A 21,901-nucleotide genomic window follows, 5' to 3' on the forward strand; every position below is an offset into this window, starting at 1 on the left:
ATTTCTTCATGATTTCAGTAAATGATTTTCGTACAGGTTTGACAGTAGAAGTAGACGGGGGTATTTGGCGTGTAATGGATTTCCAACACGTAAAGCCTGGTAAAGGCGCTGCATTTGTTCGCTCAAAACTACGTAACCTTCGTACAGGAGCTGTGCAAGAAAAAACGTTCCGTGCAGGTGAAAAAGTAGGAAAAGCACAAATTGATAACCGTAAAATGCAATATCTATATGCAAGCGGCGATCAGCACGTATTCATGGACAACCAGTCTTATGAGCAATTAGAGCTTCCAGCAAGTGCAATTGAATATGAGCTAAAATTCTTAAAAGAGAATATGGAAGTAGCAATTATGATGTACCAAGGTGAGACATTAGGTGTTGAACTTCCAAACACAGTTGAGCTTAAAGTAACAGAAACTGAACCTGGTATTAAAGGTGACACAGCTTCTGGCGGTACAAAACCAGCAACTGTGGAAACTGGCTTAACAGTAAACGTTCCGTTCTTCGTAAACGAAGGCGACGTATTAATTATCAACACAACAGACAGCAGCTACGTATCACGCGCGTAATTGGATCGTGTAAGCAAGCTGCAAACATACAAAAAAGGCAGAGAATCATTCTCTGCCTTTTTTGTATGTTTTTTTGTGCTAACTCTTCCTTATTTTGCATAGGTTGTACTAAACAACGCAGAGATATAGGAGGGGCTTATGAAGCAGTGGTTGGATCATTTAAACGGTACGGTATTAACGATGGCGTGCCTTCGATTTATTTCTTCATTTATTGAGTTTATTGCCGCTATTTTAATTGTCACAAACAATGATGTGAAAAAAGCGTTAATGATTAATGGAATGTTAGCACTTGTTGGTCCGATTGTAATGGTGAGTTCTTTTACCATAGGTTTAGTGTCCGTAGCCGATCAATTATCTTTTGGGAAATTAATCATGATTGTAGTAGGAGTGCTCTTCATTTTAATCGGTGTTTTTAAATAAAAGGTAGGCATAAAATGGTCAAGCTTATAATACATTGAAGTGAGTTCAAATATGAGGGGATGAATATGTTAAACGAAATACTTGCAATCTTTCCGCCTAATTTAAAAAAGACTGTTGAATTTTATGTTACAAACCATTCTCATGTACTAGAAGAAATTCGAGTGCGTATAGGAAGACCTGTCGAATTTACAATCAACAATCAGCCATATTTCGAATCGTATCTTCCAAGTGCAGAAGATGCTTTATTTATCTTAAATAAATTAAGCCAGTTTTCAATTTATATGATTGAAGAAGAATTGAAAAAAGGATATGTCACCATTGAAGGCGGGCACCGGGTTGGGCTAGCGGGAAAAGTTGTAACAGAAAATGGACAGGTTCGTGTGATTCGAGATGTATCATCCTTTAATATCCGGATTGCTAAACAAAAGATTGGTATTTCGAATCAGCTTATTCCTTTTTTATACAATCGCTATTGGCAAAGCACGGTCATTATAGGACCTCCTCAAACAGGAAAAACAACCATGATTCGCGATTTAGCCAGAGTAATAAGTACTGGCATAGAGCGCTCTAAGATTCCTCCGTTTAAAGTGGGAATTGTAGATGAACGATCAGAAATTGCTGGGGCTGTTAAAGGGGTTCCTCAGCATACATTCGGATCTAGAATGGATTTATTAGACAGCTGTCCGAAAGCTGAAGGCATGATGATGATGATTCGCTCCATGAGCCCCGATGTGCTGATCGTGGATGAAGTGGGAAGTGAAGAAGATTGTAAGGCCGTACTTGAAGCGGTTAATGCTGGCGTTCGTGTCATTATGACTGTTCATGGCTATGACATTGACGATTTAATGAAGCGTCCCACTTTGCAAGCTTTAATGAAACTTCACGTATTCAAAAGGTATGTTGTGCTATCGAACAGCCGAGGTCCTGGAACACTTCAGGCTATCTACGATGAGCACTATAATTCCATGAAAACGTCCGTTGAAAAGTCGCTTATTGAAAATAGTAAAGGGTGATGGTGTATGAAACTGTTTGGTGCCATCTTTATCTTATTTGCTTCCACTTACACAGGGTTTGAGTTTGCAAAGCAGCTTAGTGCAAGACCCAGGCAGCTCAGGCAATTAAAAACGGCTCTGAGGTCGTTAGAAGCAGAAATTATGTACAGCAATCGGCCTCTTCAAGAAGTTGCTCATTTGTTATCTCTACAGCTTCCTAATCCTTTGGCTTCTTTATTTAATGAGTTTTCAATGAAATTAAAAGAAGGTACTGAAAGTGTCAAGGAAGCTTGGGAAAAGACGTTGGACCAATTTTGGAAACAAACCGCACTTAAAACGGGAGAACTAGAAATCTTAAAACAATTTGGTGAAACGCTTGGTCAGCATGATCGTTATTCGCAGCAAAAGCATATCTTACTGACGCTGAATCATCTTGAACGCGAAGAACAAGATGCAATTGATAAGCAGAATCGCTATGAAAAAATGGTTAAAAGTTTAGGCTTTCTATCTGGGTTGCTACTGGTCATTCTATTGATGTAGCGATAGAGGAGGATTGAATGTGGGAATTGATATGAACACCATTTTTCAGATTGCTGGGATTGGTATCGTCGTAGCTTTTTTAGTCACCGTACTCGAACAGATGGGAAAAAAAGATTACGCGAACTGGGTTACCCTCATCGGTTTTATTTATATTTTATTTATGGTTGCTTCGATTGTAGAGGACTTATTTCAAAAAATCAAATCGGTTTTTTTATTTCAAGGGTAGAGGGGTGAGTTGCCATTGAAATGCTTCAAATTGTGGGCTTAGGGTTAGTAGCTACGTTTTTGGCTCTTATTTTAAAAGAACATAAATCACCTATTGCTTTTTTACTTGTTGTATTCGTGGGATCCGTGATCTTTCTTTTTTTAATTGATCAAATCTACGAAATTATTAAGATGGTCGAGCGGCTGTCGATTAATGCCCACGTTAACATGATTTATGTGGAAACCATTTTGAAAATTATTGGTATCGCCTATATCGCCGAATTTGGTGCTCAAATTACGAAAGATGCAGGGCAGGGTGCCATTGCTTCTAAAATTGAATTAGGTGGAAAAGTGCTGATTCTCTCCATGGCAATTCCTATTTTAACGGTCATTATTGAAACGATTATTTCAATGCTGCCCAATTAATTTTACTTAATATGAGGTGACGAAATGAAGCGGTGGACGTTTAAAGTGAATATACTCGCTCTTCTTTTGTTCCTCTTTTTTTTCTTTCCAGAAAATGTACAAGCTTCCGAACCCCCGAAGCAGCAAGAACTTGTCAATGAACAAATTGATAAGCTCGGTATCGATGAAGTCAAACAGTTTTGGGACGATATTATTACCCAATACGGCGGCTTTTTACCCGAGAGTCAGAAGGGAAGTTTAGTCGATTTTTTAAAAGGAGAAAAAGAGTTCTCTCTTAAAGAATGGCTAGGAGGTCTTGTAAAGTTTTTATTTCACGAAGTATTAGCGAATGGAAAGCTCCTCGGTACGCTCATTATGCTAACGGTTTTTAGCGTGTTTTTACAAACGCTCCAAAGTGCGTTTAATCAGCAAACCGTAAGTAAAGTAGCGTATGCGCTTGTATATATGGTTTTGATCATCATTGCTCTTAATAGTTTTCAAATTGCTATCTCTTATGCAACGGGAGCGATTGAGACCATGACCAAATTCATTTTAGCTCTGGTGCCGCTGCTGCTTGCCTTAATGGCATCATCAGGAGGAGTTGTATCGGCAGCCTTTTTTCATCCGATGATTTTGTTTTTAATGAACACAAGCGGTTTGCTTATTCAATACGTAGTGATGCCGCTGCTTTTTCTTTCAGCACTGCTTAGCATTGTGAGTACGATTTCAGATGAACATAAGGTTACACAGCTTGCTCAGCTGTTGAGAAATATAAGCATTGGCGTGCTTGGAATATTCCTAACTGTTTTTTTAGGGGTGCTGTCCGTTCAAGGGGCCACCTCAGCTGTTGCCGACGGTATTACAATTCGAACGGCAAAGTTTGTCACAGGAAACTTTATACCTGTTGTAGGACGTGTATTCACAGATGCGGCTGATACAGTCATCAGTGCCTCGCTTCTATTAAAGAATTCAGTAGGGATTGCTGGAGTAGCAGTCTTACTGTTAATCGTCGCGTTTCCGGCTATTAAAGTGTTAACGCTCGCTTTTATCTATAAGCTAGCAGCAGCTCTTCTTCAACCTATTGGAGGAGGACCGGTTATTTCCTGCTTGAGCATTATCAGCAAAAGCGTCATCTATATTTTCGCGGCGCTTGCGGTTGTCTCGCTTATGTTTTTCTTATGTTTAACGGTCATCATTACAGCGAGCAACGTCACAATGATGGTGAGGTGAAGAAATTGCAGGCCTTAACGACGTGGATTACTAATATCGTTCTTTTTATCTTATTAGCTACCATTATTAATTTACTATTGCCCAATTCTAGTTTTCAAAAATATACAAAGCTGGTGGTTGGACTTCTTTTAATGCTGATTATTATTACACCCGTTTTTCAAATTTTCAAAGTGGATGTTAATCAAATGCTGAAATCACTTAGCTTATCATCTATTCGATCCGATCAGCAGGTAGAAAATTCAATAGAAAATCAGAAAAAAGAAATACAAGCTTCACAACGTGCATATATTTTAGAACAAATGGCTGTCCAAATGGAGACAGATGTAAAAGAGGAGTTGATGGATCAGTATGGTGTAGCAATTGATCGAATTCACATTGAAACAAAAAAGCCGAACGACGAACCTACCGCTGATAATATTAAATCGATTTCAGTTGCCGTAAGTAAAAAAGCATCGGATGATTCCGAGGTTGTTTCAGCTGTGAAAGTTATTTCTATTGATACCTCCACACCGATCGAAACAAACAAACCAACAGAATCCAAGAAATTATCCAACTATTTAGCAGCAAAATGGGATGTAAAACAAGGCCAAGTTGTTGTGAATATGGAGGAGGGAGACACGAAATGAGTAAAAAGCCAGAAAAAGGTGACCCATCATTTTTTCAGCGGTTCTTTTCACTTAAACAGTCATCAACTACGAAGAAACCTTCAAAGTTAATGTATATAGGCATTTTACTAGCTGCAGGCGTTATCTTTATGGTATTTAGCAACTCACTCACAACATCTATGAATTCAGGCGGATTACTAAAGAGTGCAAGCAAAGAAACCAGCGCACCACCGGTATCACAGGATGTTCCCGCTTTTAGCTCTAAAAAGACAACAACGATGACAGGTTATGAAGAGCGGTATGAGGAAGAATTGAAAGATATTTTGGATCAAGTTAGAGGCGTAAGTAAGGTAAAAGTAATTGTGAACCTAGATGCAACAGAATCCAAAATATATGAAAAAAACAGCGTCACAAAATCGCAAACGACCAACGAAACGGACCGTGAAGGAGGGACTCGTAAAGTTGAAGATTCCTCAACAGACGAACAGCTGGTCATTGTAAGAAGCGGAGAACAAGAAAAGCCTGTTGTAGTTAAAACCGAAAAACCAAAAGTAAGAGGCGTGTTAGTTGTCGCTAAAGGAGCTGATAATATCGAGGTAAAGAAATCTATTATTGAAGCCGTGACAAGAGCGCTTGATATACCAAGTCATAGAGTAGCAGTATTAGCGAAAAAAGGATGAGGGGGAAATGAATATGTTATTAAAAAAGCAAACGGTTTGGTTATTAACAATGCTAAGTTTAGTGGTTGTGTTATCGGTGTATTATATGACAACGCCAGAAAATCCTCAGAGTAATGTTGCGTTAGTAGACAATGAAAAGCAAAGCGAAAAGCAAGCTGATGACAAGGCTCCTGCAGAAGATACAAAACAACAGACAGATGAGAAATCAGGAACAAAAGAAGATTCAAAAACTGAAGGCTCATCAGAAGATGTAAAGAAGGAAACGGCTAAAAATGCAAAAGAATCAGCGGTTGTATCAAGCACGGACAGCGATGAGCTATTTACGGCGCTTCGTTTGGAATTAAATGATGAAAGAAGTCAATTAAAAGAAGAGTATCAAGAAGTAGCGGCATCAAAAAATGTGACGCCTGCGGAAGTAAGCAAGGCGATGGATAAAATTGATGAATTATCAAAGCTAGGGGAAAAAGAAGCCACGCTGGAAACATTAATTAAAGCAAAAGGATACAGTGACGCGCTAGTAAGAGCAGACGGAAAGCAAGTACAAATTACGGTTAAGACAGAAAAACACTCAAAAACAAAAGCAAATCAAATCATTCAGCTAGTCAAAAAAGAAATGGGTCCAAAAGAAGTAGCGGTAGAGTTTCAGCCAACTAAATAAAGGGAATAAAAGAAGTGTGAAACAGCCGTAAATTGGGGTTGTTTACACTTCTTTTTTTATGAAATGACTAAAATCTAAGCGAGACGGTAAAAATTTTAACATGGCTTTCTTTTTTTACTTCGGTTATAATAGGTTTCATAATCTTATATTAGTACTAGGTGACAAATGTTTTCATACGTATTGTCATCTGTAAAGCTATGTTTCCATTTATAAAACGATAACGCTAAAAAGTTATTATAGAGTAAGTGGAACTTCTTTTTAATGTTTGCCAAACGAATTGAATGGCTGTAGCCATCTATCGTATTATTAACATTGTAGAGAATTCTATTTTCATGAGGTAGGAGTGTTCAATATGTTAAAAATTCAAGAGATCCGTGAGATCATTAAACTAGTTGATCAATCATCAATCGAGGAGTTCACCTATGAGCACGAAGGCTCCAAAATCAAGATGAAGAAAAAAGACGCAATTGTTTCCAAACAAGCGCAGCAAGTAGTGGTTTCGGCACCTGAACAAGTGGCAGCACCTGCACCGCAGGCAGCAGCGGCTCCAGCGCCAGCCCCAGCAGCACAGTCTGCTCAACCAAAAGAAGAACAAGCGGCCCCAGCGGTTGATGAGAGTTTACATAAAATTACATCTCCGATGGTAGGGACATTCTATGCGTCATCATCGCCAGAATCAGATGTATACGTAACTCCTGGAGATAAAGTACAAAAAGATTCGGTTGTATGTATCGTAGAAGCAATGAAATTATTCAATGAAATCGAAGCAGAAGTTAAAGGTGAAATCGTTGACGTATTAGTTGAAAATGGACAACTTGTAGAATACGGTCAACCTCTTTTCTTAGTAAAGCCTGAATAAGGAGCGGTAAATATGATTAAAAAGCTATTAATTGCGAATCGAGGAGAAATTGCGGTTCGAATTATTCGAGCGTGTAAAGAATTAGGTGTAGAATCAGTAGCTGTTCATTCTCAAGCTGATCGTGACTCTTTGCATGTACAATTAGCAGACGAAGCGTATTGTATTGGACCAACGTCATCTAAAGACAGCTATTTAAACTTTACAAACATTATGAGCGTTGCGATGCTAACGGGCTGTGACGCCATTCACCCTGGATACGGCTTTTTAGCTGAAAACGCTGATTTTGCAGAGCTATGCAGAGAGTGTAACGTTACATTTGTAGGACCAAGTCCTGAAGCCATTAACAAAATGGGAACAAAAGACGTAGCGAGAGAAACGATGCGTGAAGCGGGTGTCCCAATTGTTCCTGGTTCAACTGGAATTGTAGAGTCAGTGGAAGACGGTATGTCAATTGCTAATGATATTGGCTATCCTGTTATTATTAAAGCAACGGCAGGAGGCGGAGGAAAAGGAATCCGCGTTGCGAAAAATGAACAAGAGCTTATCAAAGGTATTACAATTACACAGCAAGAAGCTGCTACAGCTTTCGGTAACCCTGGTGTGTACATTGAAAAGTTCATTGAGGATTTCCGTCACGTTGAGATCCAAGTGTTGGCTGATTCTCATGGGAATACTGTACATTTAGGAGAGCGTGATTGCTCGATTCAACGTCGTCTTCAAAAATTAATTGAAGAAACGCCTTCTCCAGCGTTAGACGAAAAAACGCGTGAATTAATGGGCGATGCTGCCGTTAAAGCTGCTCAAGCCGTTAATTACACAGGAGCCGGAACAGTGGAATTCATTTATGATTACCGTGAAAACAAATTTTACTTCATGGAAATGAATACGCGTATCCAAGTAGAACACCCTGTTACAGAGATGGTGACAGGAGTTGATTTAATTAAAGAACAAATCAAAGTGGCAAATGGTGAAACTTTACCGTTTACGCAAGAAGAAGTGACATTTAACGGATGGGCAATTGAGTGCCGAATCAACGCAGAAAACCCAGAGAAAAACTTTATGCCATCACCAGGTACGATTCAAATGTACTTGCCGCCAGGTGGCTACGGAGTGCGCGTAGACTCTGCTGCATACCCGGGCTATGCAATCCCGCCTTACTATGATTCAATGGTGGCTAAATTGATCGTTCATGCGCCAACTCGTGAGGAAGCTATTGAACGAATGAAGCGCGCGTTAGATGAATTTGTTATCGACGGCGTGGCGACCACTATTCCTTTTCACCAAAAACTATTAAATCATGAAAAATTTGTTAGCGGTGAATTCAACACGAAGTTTCTTGAGCTATATGACGTAATGAATTCTTAGTATAATATAAACTATAGGAGGTGCTGTACATGAATGAAAATCATGTATTAGAAATGGAAGAACACCCAAATTCTCTTGGCAAAGTAGAAATTGCTCCTGAGGTTATTGAAGTCATTGCGGGTATTGCTGCTTCTGAAGTAGAAGGCGTTTCTGCAATGAGAGGAAATTTTGCAGCTGGCGTTGTGGAGAAACTAGGAAAGAAAAACCACGGTAAAGGTGTAAAAGTGGACTTAACAGAAAACGGGATAAAAGTAGACGTATTTTGTATGATGAAGTTTGGAGTGTCTATTCCAAACGTAGCGCAACAAGTACAAGATAACATTCGTCAAGCCCTTAAAAATATGACAGCTATTGATCTCGATGAAGTAAACATTCATATCGTAGGGATTCAGTTTGATACGCAAAAAACTGATATTGAAGAAGTTGAATAAAACAAACGTTGACCTAACGGCTGTTGCTAAAATGGAATAACGTATGATTACTTGTTCCTTTTCAACACAAGCTATGGTAAAGTGAAAAAGACTGTCTCGTCATAAAGACGGTCTTTTTCGTGTTCTACAAACTTCGTCTAAGAACAATGAAGTATCGTTTCATAAACTATGCTATTATCTAGGTATACTAGTTGAAGAAGATAAATAAAGGAGCAAAAATAATGAAAAGACATACAGCACGCCAAAAAGCATTACAAGCACTATTTCAGCATGATTTAGGGCAGACCGAGCCAATGGAGGCAATCGGAAATGTTGTACAAAATGAAAAGTATGATCAATTTTTAGAAAGTCTCGTGCTAGGTGTGGTTGAACATCAGCAAGAAATTGATGAACTTTTACGCAATCATTTAGAAAAATGGACGTTAGATCGTGTAGCTACTGTAGACCGCGTTATCCTACGTATTGCCGTATACGAAATGAAGTATGAAGAAGAAATTCCTACGAGCGTTACGTTAAATGAAGCGATTGAATTAGCGAAAACGTTTGGCGATGATCAATCAAGCAAGTTTATCAATGGCGTATTGTCTAAAGTGTTAACAACTTTATCTAAATAAAGGTTCATCTTGCCAAATCAAGTGACCAAAATGCTTCTCTCCTTTATATAAAGGGGAGAGGGTGACTGCAAAGGAGGCAAAACGATGAGTGAAGTGCGTTATCTAACCGTTACGGCTCTTACACGATACATTAAGCGCAAGTTTGATGTAGACCCTCACATGCAAGATGTATGGATTAAAGGAGAAATTTCTAACTTTAAACGTCATAGTCGGGGACATATGTATTTCACCTTGAAAGATCAAAATGCTCGTATCGCAGCCGTTATGTTTGCTGGGCATAACCGGCAGCTTAATTTTCAGCCTGAAGAAGGAATGAATGTACTCATTCGAGCTGAAATTTCGGTTTATGAACCAAGCGGAAACTATCAAATGTACGTAAAAGAAATGCAGCCTGATGGCGTTGGAAACTTATACTTGGCCTACGAACAGCTGAAAAAAAAGCTGGAAAAAGAAGGCTTATTTGATCCTGCTAGGAAACGAAAACTGCCGAAGTATCCAACAACAATAGGTGTTATTACATCTCCAACTGGAGCAGCCGTACGTGATATTATTACGACATTAAAGCGCAGATATAACGCGAACATTATTGTGATGCCCGCTCTTGTTCAAGGAGTGAATGCGGCACCGTCTATCATTAAGGCAATTGAAGAAGCAAACCGTCGTAAAGAAGCAGACGTATTAATTGTTGGCCGCGGTGGTGGGTCAATTGAAGAGCTTTGGGCTTTTAACGAAGAAAGCGTTGCTCGTGCAATTTTCACTTCTACTATTCCTGTTATTTCAGCGGTTGGACATGAAACCGATTTTACAATTGCAGATTTTGTAGCAGATCTTCGCGCTCCTACTCCAACGGGTGCTGCGGAATTGGCTGTGCCTCATATCAGTGAAATTACAGAAAGATTGACTCAGCGAAATATCCGTCTTCTTCGTTCGATGAAAGAAATGCTTCAGTCTAGTAGCCGCAGGCTTGAACGATCCCAAAAATCATATGCTTTTCGTTATCCTCAAAAGTTGGTCGAGCAAAAAGAGCAGCAGTTAGATCAGTTGATGGAGCGTTTTTATCGTGAAGGTAGAAGGTACATTGAAGATAAACGGACGAACTCCGAGCAGCTAACAGCCGCTTTGTTGCGCAATCACCCCCAGCATCAGTTAACGAAAGCAGCGGAGCGTCAACAGCAGCTGACGAAAATGCTGACAAAAGAGATGCAGCAGCTGCTAAAGCAAAAACAGCTTTTATTTGCAACGGCAACGTCAAAATTACATACGCTTAGTCCATTAAAAACAATGGAAAGAGGCTACAGCTTAGTATACGATAAAGAAAAAGAGTTAATTAAATCAACCAAACAAGTATCCAAAGGCGATGTGGTAAACGTTCGTTTGACCGATGGACAGTTGCAGTGTGAAGTTTCGAAAATAGAGGAGCGATGAAAAATGGCGACAAATAAAGAGTATACGTTTGAAGAGGCGATGGAGCAGTTAGAAACCATCGTAAACAAGCTAGAAGAAGGCGACGTGCCTTTAGAAGAAGCAATTCAACAATTCCAAGAAGGAATGACTCTTTCAAAATTCTGTCACGATCGTCTTCAGCATATTGAAAAGCAAATGGAAACTATTTTACGTGAAGACGGAACGCTTGAGCCATTCTCGGTGCAGGAGGAAGAGTGATGGTGAATGAAATGAATTTAAAAGAGTATATTTCTTTTACAAAAGATCGAGTAGAAACACGCTTGCCTGAAGTGGTAAAAGCATTACATGCTCCGGTTAACTTAAAGGAATCCATGCTTTACTCTCTTACGGCAGGAGGAAAGCGACTTCGCCCAGTGCTGTTGTTTGCAACGCTACATGCGTTTGGAAAAGACGAGAGCATGGGATTAGAAACAGCATGTGCAGTGGAAATGATTCATACATATTCTCTCATTCACGATGATTTACCTAGCATGGATGATGACGACTTAAGAAGAGGTAAACCGACGAATCACAAGGTGTACGGCGAAGCAACGGCTATATTAGCTGGAGATGCTCTTTTAACAAATAGCTTTCAGCTCATTTCTGAAGCGGCACATCCTGAGATTACATCACATATGAAGCTTCAGCTCATTACAGAACTGGTAAAAGCAAGCGGAACAGAAGGTATGATCAGCGGACAGGTTGCGGATATGGAAGGCGAAAAAAAGCAGCTCACGCTAGATGAGCTTGAATATATTCACCTTCACAAAACGGGGAAGCTGCTAGGTTTTTGTGTAAAAGCAGGAGCTATTCTTGCAAAAGCTACGCCTCTACAGCAAGAATTATTAGAAGAATTCAGTAAGCATGTAGGGTTAGCGTTTCAAATTCAAGATGATATCTTGGATGTGGAAGGGTCTGAAGAAAAATTAGGAAAGCCAATTGGCAGTGATACAGAAAATGAAAAAACGACATATCCTTCTTTGTTAGGTATGGAAGCGGCCAAAGAAAAGTTACAGTATCATGTTGAACAAGCACTTCTCTCGTTACGTCAAGCTCAAATTAAGCACGGATTACTAGAAGAAATTTGTTTATATATAGCAAAACGTGATAGTTAATGACGAGTTCTGTCAGGTTTTTTGAGTGATACAGTAAAATAAGATTGAGTCCCAATAGGGGCTATGCTATAATGATTTTACTACTGTATAAAAGCGTAGTGCATAGGTTTGAAAGACATATACAATATCTTGGTGGCCGTTATCACATTTGTGTTAGCGGCTATTTTTTCACTGTTTTCCTTTGAATATCACTGGTTTACTGATAGAATATCAAAGGTATTGTAAGTAATAAGGAAATACTAAAAATTGACTATACGTATAAAACAATAGACAATGTATTAAGGTAACTTTATAACAAGTACGAAAGTGAGTGATCCACCTTGGATCTTACAACGATAAAAAATCCTGAGTTTTTAAAGAAAATGTCAGTAACACAATTAGAAGAACTAAGTGAAGAGATTCGTCGTTTTTTAATTACAAAGCTTTCTGCAACTGGTGGTCATATAGGGCCGAATTTGGGGGTTGTTGAGTTAACGCTTGCACTCCATAAAGTGTTCGACAGCCCAAAAGATAAATTTTTATGGGACGTGGGGCATCAGTCGTATGTCCATAAAATTTTAACAGGACGAGCGGGAGAGTTTGATACAATCCGTCAATATAAAGGATTATGCGGTTTTCCAAAGCGTGACGAAAGTGAGCATGATGTATGGGAAACGGGACATAGTTCTACATCTCTTTCAGCCGCAATGGGAATGGCTGCTGCAAGAGATTTACAAAAAACAAAAGCTCATATTGTTCCTATCATTGGGGATGGAGCTTTAACAGGTGGTATGGCTCTTGAAGCGCTTAACCACATCGGGCACGAGCAAACGGATATGACCGTTATTTTAAATGACAATGAAATGTCTATCGCTCCTAACGTGGGTGCTGTACACAGTATTCTAGGACGTTTGCGCACGGCGGGCAAATACAACTGGGTAAAAGATGAGCTTGAAGTCTTGCTGAAAAAAGTGCCTGCAGTAGGCGGGAAGCTTGCAGCAACGGCAGAACGTGTAAAAGATGGCCTAAAGTACATGGTTGTGTCAGGCATGTTCTTTGAAGATCTTGGCTTTACGTATTTAGGCCCGGTTGATGGCCATAGCTATGACGATTTATTGGAAACGTTACAATATGCAAAGAAAACAAAAGGACCGGTACTGATTCACGTTATTACGAAAAAAGGGAAAGGGTACTTGCCAGCGGAAAGCGATAAAAGCGGAGCATGGCATGGTACAGGCCCTTACAAAATTGAGTCTGGTGACTTTATTAAAGACAAAAATGTTCCGATTGCTTGGAGTAAATTAGTAAGTGATACGGTATTGAAGATGGCTAGAGAAGATGATCGCATTGTAGCCGTAACGCCAGCAATGCCTGTAGGTTCAAAACTCGAAGCATTTCAAAAAGAGTTTCCGCATCGCATGTTTGATGTTGGGATTGCAGAGCAGCATGCAACAACAATGGCAGCGGGTCTTGCAACTCAAAATATGAAGCCCTTTTTAGCTATTTATTCTACGTTTTTACAGCGTGCATACGATCAGGTGGTTCATGATATTTGCCGTCAGAAGCTAAATGTATTTATTGGAATTGATCGCGCTGGACTAGTAGGTGCTGATGGTGAAACGCATCAAGGCGTGTTTGATATTGCATTCTTACGTCATTTGCCTAACCTTGTTATTATGATGCCAAAAGACGAGAATGAAGGCCAGCACATGGTTCACACTGCTTTGACTTATGAAGAAGGTCCGATTGCTATGCGCTACGCTAGAGGAAACGGATTAGGTGTTGAACTAGATTCAGAACTGAAAAACATTCCAATCGGTACATGGGACGTATTAAAAGAAGGTTCAGATACAACCATTTTAACGTTTGGTACAACGATTTCAATGGCGATGGATGCAGCAGCAGAACTTGAGAAGCAAGGAATCAGCGTCAAAGTGGTAAATGCTCGTTTTATTAAACCGCTGGATGAAAAAATGCTTCATGAGATTTTCCAAACGAATAAGCCTGTGATTACGGTAGAAGAAGCGGTACTTCAAGGCGGTTTTGGGAGCGCGGTGTTAGAGTTTGCATCAGAGCACGGCTATTATGATACGCGCGTTGAACGTATGGGGATTCCAGATCGCTTTATCGAGCACGGAAGCGTAACAAAACTTTTAGAAGAAATTGGCTTAACCAAAGAAGAGATTATAAATCGAGTTAAAAAACTCGTAACACCAACACAAAAGAGGCTTGAAGTTAAGTGACAAAAAAAGAACGAGTAGATGTATTATTAGTAGAACGAGGTTTGATTGAAACAAGAGAAAAAGCAAAGCGTACAGTAATGGCAGGACTTGTTTATGCGAATGAAGTCCGTTTGGATAAGCCGGGAGAGAAAATTGAACGCGATACGCCGCTGACAATTAAAGGTGCAGTAATGCCTTACGTCAGCAGAGGCGGCTTTAAGCTTGAAAAAGCGATTAAAGAATTTAATGTCCATGTAGCGGATAAAATCATGATTGATATTGGTTCTTCTACTGGAGGCTTTACTGATTGTGCCCTTCAAAATGGAGCGAAGATGTCCTATGCGCTAGACGTAGGCTATAATCAGCTAGCTTGGAAGCTTCGTCAAGATGAACGAGTAGAAGTAATGGAACGAACAAATTTCCGTTACGTGACGCCAGCTGATTTATCAAGAGGCTTGCCTGAATTCGCTTCTATTGATGTATCATTTATTTCCTTAAGACTCATTCTTCCTGTGTTAAAAACACTTCTTGTTCCACACAGCGACGTTGTTGCGCTCGTTAAGCCACAGTTTGAGGCTGGAAGAGAGCAAGTTGGGAAAAAAGGAATCGTGCGTGATTCAAAAGTGCATGAAGAAGTCCTTCAAGGCATGGTGGATTTCTCGCTTCGTCAAGGATACGATGTATATAACATGTCGTATTCACCGATAACGGGAGGAGATGGAAATATCGAATTTCTTCTCCACCTGCGCTGGAAAGGCGAGCGTGAACTTGGTGAAAATCAAGCTCCGCTTACTGTGCATGAAGTAGTCGAAGAAGCACATAAGACGTTAAAAGAGAAAAAGTAATAATGGCCAATGTTAAGCAAAGACTTAGCATTGGCGATTTGATTATGACTCTTTATACAAAAGGTGCATAATCAAGTTGAACACATTATGATACTTAATTAGTGAAAGACTTATAAACAACAAATCAAAAAGAAGATTACATATTAATGTGAGGTGCCAACATGAATAAAGGGCAAAGACATATTAAAATTCGTGATATTATCACGAATAATGATATTGAAACACAGGATGAATTGGTAGATATTTTAAAAAACCAAGGTTTTAATGTAACACAGGCAACAATCTCTCGTGATATTAAAGAATTGCACTTAGTCAAAGTGCCTTTGATGGACGGTCGATACAAATACAGCTTGCCTGCAGATCAGCGTTTTAATCCCTTACAAAAGTTAAAGCGCTCTCTTATGGACGCATTTGTAAAAATTGATTCAGCTGGGCATATGTTGGTGATGAAAACATTACCGGGAAATGCAAATGCGATTGGCGCATTAATTGATCATTTGGACTGGGATGAAATATTAGGAACAATTTGTGGAGACGATACATGTTTGATTATTTGCCGTACTCCTGAAGATACGCAAATTATATCAGACCGATTCTTAGAAATGTTATAAAGGTGAGTGAAGCAGGTTGTTAGCTGAATTATCCATTAAAAACTTTGCGATTATTGATGAACTTTCTGTTTCATTTGAAAAAGGCTTAACGGTATTAACAGGCGAAACAGGAGCGGGGAAATCGATTATTATTGATGCCATTTCATTGTTAGTAGGTGGAAGAGGCTCTTCGGAGTTTGTACGCCACGGAACAGACAGAGCCGAAATTGAAGGACTTTTCTTATTTGATGAAGAACAGCATCCAAGTCATGAAAAAGCTAAACAAGTCGGTTTAGAAGTGGAAGATGGAATGATTGTGCTTCGCCGAGACATTACCACAAATGGGAAAAGTATTTGCCGGATCAACGGTAAGCTTGTAACGTTAGCTATCCTACGTGAAGTCGGACAGACGTTAATTGATATACATGGACAGCACGAGCACCAAGATTTAATGAATCAAGATCGTCACTTAACTCTTCTTGATCAATATGGAGGAGAAAAAGTAGAAGAGGCTTTGACGGAGTATCGAGAGGTATTTTCTAGGTATACATCGCTAAAAAAACAGCTCGATCAATTAACTGAAAATGAACAGCAGATGGCACATCGCCTCGATCTTATTCAATTTCAATTAGATGAAATCAAAGCGGCAAATTTGCAGCTGAACGAAGACGAGGAACTAAATGAAGAGCGTTTGAAGATTTCTAACTTTGAAAAGATCTATACGTCGCTAAACGATGCGTACAATGCGCTGCACGGTGAACACCAAGGTTTAGATTGGGTAGGTGTAGCCATGAATCATACGGAGGATATTTCGTCACTGGAAAAAAACTATGCCGAAATTTCTGAGATCATTTCATCGAGCTTCTACCAGCTAGAAGACGCATCTTATAAAATTCGTCAGCAGCTTGATTTATTAGAATTTGATCCCAAACGCTTAGATTTTATTGAAGCGCGTTTAAATGAAATTAATCACTTAAAGCGTAAATACGGTCAAAGTGTAGATGAAATTCTAGAATATGCAGCGCAAATTGAAGATGAAATTGATCGTATTGAAAATCGAGATACGCATGTGAGCAAGATCAAAGAAGAGTTAAACAGTGTAGCACAGGATTTATTAGTAGAAGCTAATAACGTTTCAGCTATTCGAAAAAAACTTGCTCAAGAGTTAACGGACAGCATCCATCATGAGCTTCAAGAACTGTATATGGCTAAGACCGTATTTCAAATTAAATTCTCTGTTGTAAATGCAGGTAAAAATGATGTTGAAGTAAATGGAGAAAGAATAAAATTCACCAAAGACGGCATTGACAACGTAGAATTTTATATTTCTACCAATCCTGGTGAACCGTTAAAGCCTCTTGCAAAAGTAGCATCAGGAGGAGAACTGTCAAGAATTATGCTGGCGTTAAAAAGCATCTTCTCTAAGCATCAAGGCGTGACGTCCATTATCTTTGATGAAGTTGATACAGGCGTAAGTGGAAGAGTAGCTCAATCGATCGGTGAAAAAATACATGCTATTTCTGTTGATTCACAAGTTCTCTGTATATCTCATCTGCCTCAGGTAGCAGCAATGGCAGATACTCATCTCTTTATTGCTAAAGAGATAAAAGGCGATCGTACAACGACGTCTGTTCTTCCATTAACTGTTGATGAAAAGGTAAAAGAAATTGGTCGAATGATTGCAGGAGCTGAAATTACAAGCTTAACAAAGGAACATGCCAAAGAGCTTTTAGATTTAGCGGATAAGATGAAGCACACCATTTAAAAAAAACACCTTTTAACACGTAACAGTATGTGTTAAAGGTGTTTTTTTATACAAAATGGAGGAACTGAAAATGTTTCCTTGCACTTCTTTTCATTTTTCTCTGAACTTCTGTTATAAATGCGCTCTAAGAAGGCTAAATTAAATGTGTAGCCATTTAGGCGAGGAAGCGAGGAGAGTGAAAACATGCAAAATCGATACAGACATATAATTGGTGCGATTCTCCTTGTTTCGTTCATTTTTGTAGGATTTATTCCAGTTGTGCAACAATATATACACATTCCAAAACAAATCGTCTTATTTGAACAGCAAAAAGAAAAAATTAATACGACATTACCGCTTAGCGTAGAAGCTTCATCACCTGTTTACGATGTAACAAGTAACAAGGCGAAGCTGACCGTAGCAGGCAAACAGGTAGGCAAAGAAGAGTTGATGCTTCATTTGGCCGGTATTCCTGTAAAGCGTGTAGATGTGCAGGTATTATCTGATTTTAAAGTCATTCCAGGTGGACAATCAATCGGTGTGAAATTAAATTCAAAAGGTGTTCTTGTTGTAGGCTATCATCAGGTAGATACAGCAAAAGGTAAAAGATCTCCTGGCGAAATTGCGGGTATTCAAGTTGGAGATATGATTACGAAGATTAATGGTAAAACCATTGAAAAAATGAGTGATATTACACCGTTTATTCAGCAGGCAGGAAAAACGGGTGAACCATTAAATCTGCATATTTTAAGAGAAAAAAAGCAGTTTGATACTAAGCTGTATCCGTTAAAAGATAAGCAAGATTATGCGTACAGAATCGGTTTATACATCCGTGATTCAGCTGCAGGAATTGGCACAATGACTTTTTATGATCCAAAATCTAAAAAATATGGCGCTTTAGGCCACGTTATTTCGGATATGGATACAAAAAAGCCAATCGTAGTAGAAGATGGACAAATTGTCCGTTCGACCGTTACATCAATTGAGAAAGGTTCTAACGGCGTTCCGGGTGAAAAGCTAGCAAGGTTTTCTGAAGATAGACAAATCATTGGAAATATTACACGAAATAGTCCTTTTGGTATTTTTGGAAAATTGTCTTCAACGATGGAAAACGGAATAATGGATAAAGCAATGCCAATTGCCCTATCTCATCAAGTAAAAGAAGGACCGGCTAAAATTCTAACGGTAGTAGATGATGATCAAGTGGAAGAATTTGATATTGAAATTATGAGTACTATACCTCAAAAGTTTCCGGCTACTAAAGGAATGGTTATTAAAATTACAGATCCTAAATTGTTAAAGAAAACAGGTGGAATTGTTCAAGGAATGAGCGGGAGCCCGATTATTCAAAACGGTAAAGTCGTTGGAGCGGTTACCCACGTTTTTGTAAATGATCCTACCTCGGGTTATGGTGTCCATATTGAATGGATGCTTAACGAAGCAGGAATTGATATTTATAAAAATAATCGAAAAAAAGCGAGCTAATGTTGTCATTAGTTCGCTTTTTTTGAAAAAAATTATTGTCGTAAATGTACGAGAAAAACGTCGAAAAACAAAGAAAATAAGAGAAAATCGAATAAATTCCATTTAAAAGACTTTTTTCTAAAAAAATAAAGGAAATAATGTTGCATTGTCGAATTTGTCCTTTAGAATAAAGAATAGAGACACGTAGGAAACGACGTATAACATAAAGGACTGAGGAGGAAGCTGCATTGAAAAAAATTAAAGTATGCTTGGTTGATGATAATCGGGAACTAATTGGTTTGCTTGAAGATTATATTTCAGAGCAAGAAGACATGGAAGTAATCGGAGTAGCTTACAATGGACAAGAGTGTTTATCCATTTTAAAAGATAAAGATCCGGATGTTCTTGTATTAGACATTATTATGCCGCATCTAGATGGATTAGCAGTTTTAGGTCAGTTAAAAGAAATGAAAAAAGAAAATTATCCAAATGTCATCATGCTAACAGCATTTGGGCAAGAAGACGTAACGAAAAAAGCGGTTGATTTAGGAGCTGCTTATTTTATTCTAAAGCCGTTTGATATGGAAAACTTAGTGAATCATATTCGTCAAGTTAGCGGACAAACATCTTCATTTATGCAACGTTCATCTTCTTCCATGCGTTCGCATCGCGACAGCAAACCAGCAAATTTAGATGCAAGCATTACGAGCATCATTCACGAAATTGGTGTACCTGCTCATATTAAAGGCTATTTATATTTGAGAGAAGCCATTTCAATGGTATATAAGGATATTGAGCTGCTTGGGTCGATTACAAAAGTGCTGTATCCTGACATTGCAAAGAAATACAATACAACAGCAAGCCGCGTTGAGCGCGCCATTCGTCATGCCATTGAAGTAGCATGGAGCCGAGGGAACATTGATTCTATTTCTTCATTATTCGGATATACTGTCAGCATGTCAAAAGCAAAGCCGACAAATAGTGAATTTATCGCCATGGTTGCGGATAAATTACGCCTTGAACATAAAGCGAGTTGAAAGGGATAGGACTGCTGGAATTACGGGGTTTTGAGTGAGCTGATACCTTTTGTAATACAGAGTACATGCCGATAAACTTTTGGAATTTACACTAGATATTAAACTGAAAATCAATAAACTTTTTACTGCAGGGCCGATGAATTTTAATCATTCATGGGTCCTTTCATTTTGTTTTAAGAGTTGGAAATAGGGAGGTTAAGGGAATGTACATCTTGTGATCCATAGTAGTGTATTTTATTGAAATAATTTATTTCATTGTTATGAGGGGTTTGTGTTTGAAAGAAGATTTAGAAGATGTGTTAAAAAATTCATCTACATATATGGATAAATAAATGATAAAAAAAGCAGCCTTCAGAAAAGGCTGCTTTTTTTAATCCATTAATTTAGCAATCGGTTTTGAAAGGAACAAAACAATAATTCCAAGTACAATTGTTACAGCTCCGATTAAGCTGAAGATGTCGAAATAACCTAACGACTGTGTATAAGATGCAAGAACACCCGCTAGCTTATTAGCAACAGCAGAGCTTGCCATCCATACGCCCATTAAAAGAGAAGCAAGCTTTAATGGAGCCAGTCTACTTACCATAGACAGCCCTACTGGCGAAATCATAAGCTCAGCTAGCGTGTGCAGGAAGTAAGTGAAAATCATGAACAGGATATTTACTTTTAAAGCTGGGTCATTACCAGTATACATAACGGCTGGAATTAAAATTAAGAATCCTAATCCGACTGTTACAAGTCCCATACCCATTTTTGTTGGTGTTTTAAAATCACCGCGTTTTGAATTTCCTAGCTTGTACCAAACAAGTGACATAATTGGTGCTAAAATCATGATAAACAGTGGATTCAATGATTGGAACCACTCTGTTGGAACCGTAAAACTACCGATTTGACGATCAATTTGATCTTGAGCATATAGCGTTAAAGAACTTCCAGCCTGTTCAAAAGCTGTCCAGAAAGCAATAACAACGAAAGCTAGAATAACGATAGCAACCGTTCTTTTCTTTTCTCGTGCTGTCAGCGGAGCAGTTGATGTTTGAGATGCTGCTGCATGAACTTTTCCTGTAGGCTCTTTCCCAATATCACCTAAATAGCGATTAGCCAGTAGGTTAAATAAAATTTGTCCAACAACCATTCCGATAGCTGCTGTTAAAAATCCGTATTTATAACTCATTAATCCAACAACTAATGGGGCGAAAAATGCACCAAAGTTAATACCCATATAAAAAATGGTAAAAGCACCGTCACGGCGAGGATCATTTTCTGCATAAAGATCTCCGACCAATGTGGAGATATTTGGTTTGAAAAATCCGTTTCCGATAATTAATAAAGCAAGTCCGATATACAAAGCGGCTACGCTTTGATGAATGAAGATGGAAAAATTCCCGAGTGCCATAATCACACCACCGATTGTGATGGCTAGCCTTCTTCCGAGGAAGCGGTCTGTTAAATATCCGCCAATCATCGGCGTAATGTAAACAGCACTAGTGAATGTTCCATATAAGCTCAGTGCAGTTGCTTTATCTACCCCGAGTCCACCTTGAGCAGCGGTAGCAGTTAAATAAAGAACCAGAATGGCTCTCATTCCATAATAACTAAATCTTTCCCATGCCTCAGTCGCGAATAATAAGTACAGTCCAGGAGGGTGTTTTTTCCTAGACTCATTTGGCTGCTGATTTTCGTGTTGTACAGCTGCTTGCATAATGAAGTCCCCCTAAAATTTCTCTCATACTATTTAATTCTTTTATTTGAATTGATCAAAAAATCAGAATATAAGTACTGGAATAAATATAATGTATTTTTATTTTAGTAGAAAAACAATAATTTCGTCAATGAAATTATATGGAAAAATCAAAAAATAATTAAATATACACAAAAAATTATTAAATTACT

Annotated in this window: 24 protein-coding genes; 23 read left to right on the plus strand and 1 reads right to left on the minus strand. The window is 38.7% G+C overall.

The features are described 5' to 3' along the window. The first annotated feature begins 8 nt into the window (after nt 1–8). The 23 genes from efp (at nt 9) to spo0A (ending at nt 20,008) form a co-directional block, all read left to right on the plus strand. Nucleotides 9–566 carry an elongation factor P gene (gene efp, locus ACH0CI_RS02145; RefSeq protein WP_013059155.1) on the plus strand — a complete coding sequence of 186 codons (558 nt, stop codon included), beginning with the start codon at nt 9–11 and terminating at the stop codon, nt 564–566. Nucleotides 567–704: 138 nt separating this feature from the next. Then, nucleotides 705–986, plus strand: coding sequence for a YqhV family protein (locus tag ACH0CI_RS02150; RefSeq protein WP_013059154.1), 282 nt, complete (start codon nt 705–707; stop codon nt 984–986). Between the two features lie 65 nt (nt 987–1,051). Next, a complete protein-coding gene (spoIIIAA, locus tag ACH0CI_RS02155) occupies nt 1,052–1,999 on the plus strand; it encodes a stage III sporulation protein AA (protein WP_060746984.1) in 948 nt (315 codons plus the stop codon). 6 nt (nt 2,000–2,005) lie between these two features. Next, nucleotides 2,006–2,518: a stage III sporulation protein SpoIIIAB gene (spoIIIAB, locus tag ACH0CI_RS02160; protein ID WP_028410656.1), complete on the plus strand. Its 513-nt coding sequence runs from the start codon at nt 2,006–2,008 to the stop codon at nt 2,516–2,518. Between the two features lie 19 nt (nt 2,519–2,537). After that, entirely contained in the window at nt 2,538–2,744 is a 207-nt protein-coding gene (gene spoIIIAC / locus ACH0CI_RS02165) for a stage III sporulation protein AC (RefSeq protein WP_013059151.1), read from the plus strand. A gap of 20 nt (nt 2,745–2,764) precedes the next feature. Then, complete coding sequence (gene spoIIIAD, locus ACH0CI_RS02170) at nt 2,765–3,148, plus strand: stage III sporulation protein AD (RefSeq protein ID WP_013059150.1); 384 nt, start codon at nt 2,765–2,767, stop codon at nt 3,146–3,148. 24 nt (nt 3,149–3,172) lie between these two features. After that, nucleotides 3,173–4,357 carry a stage III sporulation protein AE gene (gene spoIIIAE / locus ACH0CI_RS02175; protein WP_013059149.1) on the plus strand — a complete coding sequence of 395 codons (1,185 nt, stop codon included), beginning with the start codon at nt 3,173–3,175 and terminating at the stop codon, nt 4,355–4,357. Beyond that, entirely contained in the window at nt 4,354–4,983 is a 630-nt protein-coding gene (gene spoIIIAF, locus ACH0CI_RS02180; protein WP_231504554.1) for a stage III sporulation protein AF, read from the plus strand. Before spoIIIAE ends, spoIIIAF begins: the two co-directional genes overlap by 4 nt. After that, on the plus strand, nt 4,980–5,642 hold the full coding sequence (gene spoIIIAG / locus ACH0CI_RS02185) for a stage III sporulation protein AG (protein ID WP_406900822.1): 663 nt from the start codon (nt 4,980–4,982) through the stop codon (nt 5,640–5,642). The genes spoIIIAF and spoIIIAG overlap by 4 nt, the downstream gene beginning before the upstream one ends. Before the next feature lie 7 nt (nt 5,643–5,649). Beyond that, on the plus strand, nt 5,650–6,300 hold the full coding sequence (locus ACH0CI_RS02190) for a SpoIIIAH-like family protein (RefSeq protein WP_272766929.1): 651 nt from the start codon (nt 5,650–5,652) through the stop codon (nt 6,298–6,300). Between the two features lie 352 nt (nt 6,301–6,652). Beyond that, the gene (accB, locus tag ACH0CI_RS02195) at nt 6,653–7,159 is read left to right on the plus strand and encodes an acetyl-CoA carboxylase biotin carboxyl carrier protein (protein ID WP_028410660.1); all 507 of its coding nucleotides are present in this window, start codon (nt 6,653–6,655) and stop codon (nt 7,157–7,159) included. A gap of 12 nt (nt 7,160–7,171) precedes the next feature. Beyond that, a complete protein-coding gene (gene accC / locus ACH0CI_RS02200; RefSeq protein WP_013084993.1) occupies nt 7,172–8,524 on the plus strand; it encodes an acetyl-CoA carboxylase biotin carboxylase subunit in 1,353 nt (450 codons plus the stop codon). A gap of 29 nt (nt 8,525–8,553) precedes the next feature. Beyond that, nucleotides 8,554–8,955 (plus strand): Asp23/Gls24 family envelope stress response protein, encoded by a 402-nt coding sequence (locus ACH0CI_RS02205; protein ID WP_013059143.1) that lies wholly within the window; start codon nt 8,554–8,556, stop codon nt 8,953–8,955. 221 nt (nt 8,956–9,176) lie between these two features. Then, a complete protein-coding gene (nusB, locus tag ACH0CI_RS02210; RefSeq protein ID WP_406900823.1) occupies nt 9,177–9,569 on the plus strand; it encodes a transcription antitermination factor NusB in 393 nt (130 codons plus the stop codon). Nucleotides 9,570–9,653: 84 nt separating this feature from the next. After that, complete coding sequence (xseA, locus tag ACH0CI_RS02215; RefSeq protein ID WP_060746986.1) at nt 9,654–10,994, plus strand: exodeoxyribonuclease VII large subunit; 1,341 nt, start codon at nt 9,654–9,656, stop codon at nt 10,992–10,994. A 3-nt stretch (nt 10,995–10,997) separates the two neighbouring features. Further along, the gene (locus tag ACH0CI_RS02220) at nt 10,998–11,231 is read left to right on the plus strand and encodes an exodeoxyribonuclease VII small subunit (protein WP_013059140.1); all 234 of its coding nucleotides are present in this window, start codon (nt 10,998–11,000) and stop codon (nt 11,229–11,231) included. Beyond that, on the plus strand, nt 11,231–12,127 hold the full coding sequence (locus ACH0CI_RS02225; RefSeq protein WP_013059139.1) for a polyprenyl synthetase family protein: 897 nt from the start codon (nt 11,231–11,233) through the stop codon (nt 12,125–12,127). Before ACH0CI_RS02220 ends, ACH0CI_RS02225 begins: the two co-directional genes overlap by 1 nt. 320 nt (nt 12,128–12,447) lie before the next feature. After that, nucleotides 12,448–14,349: a 1-deoxy-D-xylulose-5-phosphate synthase gene (dxs, locus tag ACH0CI_RS02230; protein WP_028410662.1), complete on the plus strand. Its 1,902-nt coding sequence runs from the start codon at nt 12,448–12,450 to the stop codon at nt 14,347–14,349. Then, nucleotides 14,346–15,173: a TlyA family RNA methyltransferase gene (locus ACH0CI_RS02235; protein ID WP_014458249.1), complete on the plus strand. Its 828-nt coding sequence runs from the start codon at nt 14,346–14,348 to the stop codon at nt 15,171–15,173. Before dxs ends, ACH0CI_RS02235 begins: the two co-directional genes overlap by 4 nt. A 161-nt stretch (nt 15,174–15,334) precedes the next feature. Then, nucleotides 15,335–15,784, plus strand: a complete 450-nt coding sequence (gene ahrC, locus ACH0CI_RS02240) for a transcriptional regulator AhrC/ArgR (RefSeq protein WP_013059136.1) — start codon at nt 15,335–15,337, stop codon at nt 15,782–15,784. A gap of 16 nt (nt 15,785–15,800) precedes the next feature. Next, nucleotides 15,801–17,528 (plus strand): DNA repair protein RecN, encoded by a 1,728-nt coding sequence (gene recN, locus ACH0CI_RS02245; protein ID WP_028410663.1) that lies wholly within the window; start codon nt 15,801–15,803, stop codon nt 17,526–17,528. A gap of 183 nt (nt 17,529–17,711) precedes the next feature. Next, nucleotides 17,712–18,992: a SpoIVB peptidase gene (gene spoIVB / locus ACH0CI_RS02250; protein ID WP_016765539.1), complete on the plus strand. Its 1,281-nt coding sequence runs from the start codon at nt 17,712–17,714 to the stop codon at nt 18,990–18,992. A 227-nt stretch (nt 18,993–19,219) separates the two neighbouring features. Beyond that, a complete protein-coding gene (spo0A, locus tag ACH0CI_RS02255; RefSeq protein WP_013084985.1) occupies nt 19,220–20,008 on the plus strand; it encodes a sporulation transcription factor Spo0A in 789 nt (262 codons plus the stop codon). A gap of 370 nt (nt 20,009–20,378) precedes the next feature. Here spo0A and ACH0CI_RS02260 read toward each other — a convergent pair whose 3' ends face one another. Then, entirely contained in the window at nt 20,379–21,710 is a 1,332-nt protein-coding gene (locus tag ACH0CI_RS02260) for a peptide MFS transporter (protein ID WP_033579713.1), read from the minus strand. Nucleotides 21,711–21,901 lie beyond the last annotated feature (191 nt).

It is taken from the genome of Priestia sp. 179-F W1.4 NHS (assembly GCF_045369295.1).
Taxonomy (GTDB): Bacteria; Bacillota; Bacilli; order Bacillales; family Bacillaceae_H; genus Priestia; species Priestia zanthoxyli.

Coding starts and splice junctions, on each gene's coding strand:
- efp (WP_013059155.1), top strand. CDS start 9: ATGATTTCAGTAAATGATTTTCGTACAGGTTTGACAGTAGAAGTAGAC.
- ACH0CI_RS02150 (WP_013059154.1), top strand. CDS start 705: ATGAAGCAGTGGTTGGATCATTTAAACGGTACGGTATTAACGATGGCG.
- spoIIIAA (WP_060746984.1), top strand. CDS start 1,052: ATGTTAAACGAAATACTTGCAATCTTTCCGCCTAATTTAAAAAAGACT.
- spoIIIAB (WP_028410656.1), top strand. CDS start 2,006: ATGAAACTGTTTGGTGCCATCTTTATCTTATTTGCTTCCACTTACACA.
- spoIIIAD (WP_013059150.1), top strand. CDS start 2,765: ATGCTTCAAATTGTGGGCTTAGGGTTAGTAGCTACGTTTTTGGCTCTT.
- spoIIIAE (WP_013059149.1), top strand. CDS start 3,173: ATGAAGCGGTGGACGTTTAAAGTGAATATACTCGCTCTTCTTTTGTTC.
- spoIIIAG (WP_406900822.1), top strand. CDS start 4,980: ATGAGTAAAAAGCCAGAAAAAGGTGACCCATCATTTTTTCAGCGGTTC.
- ACH0CI_RS02190 (WP_272766929.1), top strand. CDS start 5,650: ATGAATATGTTATTAAAAAAGCAAACGGTTTGGTTATTAACAATGCTA.
- accB (WP_028410660.1), top strand. CDS start 6,653: ATGTTAAAAATTCAAGAGATCCGTGAGATCATTAAACTAGTTGATCAA.
- accC (WP_013084993.1), top strand. CDS start 7,172: ATGATTAAAAAGCTATTAATTGCGAATCGAGGAGAAATTGCGGTTCGA.
- ACH0CI_RS02205 (WP_013059143.1), top strand. CDS start 8,554: ATGAATGAAAATCATGTATTAGAAATGGAAGAACACCCAAATTCTCTT.
- nusB (WP_406900823.1), top strand. CDS start 9,177: ATGAAAAGACATACAGCACGCCAAAAAGCATTACAAGCACTATTTCAG.
- xseA (WP_060746986.1), top strand. CDS start 9,654: ATGAGTGAAGTGCGTTATCTAACCGTTACGGCTCTTACACGATACATT.
- ACH0CI_RS02220 (WP_013059140.1), top strand. CDS start 10,998: ATGGCGACAAATAAAGAGTATACGTTTGAAGAGGCGATGGAGCAGTTA.
- ACH0CI_RS02225 (WP_013059139.1), top strand. CDS start 11,231: ATGGTGAATGAAATGAATTTAAAAGAGTATATTTCTTTTACAAAAGAT.
- ahrC (WP_013059136.1), top strand. CDS start 15,335: ATGAATAAAGGGCAAAGACATATTAAAATTCGTGATATTATCACGAAT.
- spoIVB (WP_016765539.1), top strand. CDS start 17,712: ATGCAAAATCGATACAGACATATAATTGGTGCGATTCTCCTTGTTTCG.
- ACH0CI_RS02260 (WP_033579713.1), bottom strand. CDS start 21,710: ATGCAAGCAGCTGTACAACACGAAAATCAGCAGCCAAATGAGTCTAGG.